This is a genomic window from Vibrio sp. D173a, from assembly GCF_030248475.1.
In genome coordinates, this window is the sequence record NZ_JAHGAH010000875.1 from 1 (window position 1) to 705 (window position 705).

Sequence of the window (705 nt, forward strand, 5' to 3'; positions counted from 1 at the left end):
ATGGAGACGGCACCTACAGCTTTGCACCAAATGAGAACTTCAATGGTGATGTTCAATTCTCATTTGATGTTTCTGATGGTACGGGCTCTACATCTGCGTTTATTGATGTGAGCGTAACGCCTGAGAATGATCCTCCAGTAGCGGGATCAACGTCATACACAGTTCAAGAAGATGGGCAAATTACCATCAGTGACGAGCAACTATTAGCGAACTCTTCTGATGTGGAAGGGGATGTTGCACTATCTGGCGTGACATACTCTGGTGACGACGGTGAATTTGTTGATAACGGTGATGGTACATACACCTTTACACCAAATGAAAACTTCAATGGTGACATTTCGTTAGACGTTGTTGTGGTGGACGAAGACGGCGCAACGGCAACAACCACAGCGGGCATTGATGTTATCGCTGTGAATGACGGACCTGAAACCTCGGGTATCCAAGCTGAGGTCGATGAAGATAACGCGATTACCATCACTCAAGAGCAACTGCTTGCGAACGCAACTGATGTTGAAGGTGATGACTTAGTTGCTTCAAATCTACAGACTAATGATCCTGACGCAACGATTGTTGAGAATGAAGATGGTTCTTTCACTATTACGCACACCGAGAACTTCAATGGCGAGTTAGATTTCACATACAGCATCAGCGATGGTGAAAATGAAGTTCTGACCACTCTCGACCTTACGGTAAATCCAGTCAATG

1 protein-coding gene is annotated in these 705 nt (G+C 45.2%); it reads left to right on the forward strand.

The window, feature by feature from the left end:
* A partial coding sequence (locus KIV40_RS29955) for a tandem-95 repeat protein (protein WP_285352911.1) occupies positions 1–705 on the forward strand: 705 nt, incomplete at both ends.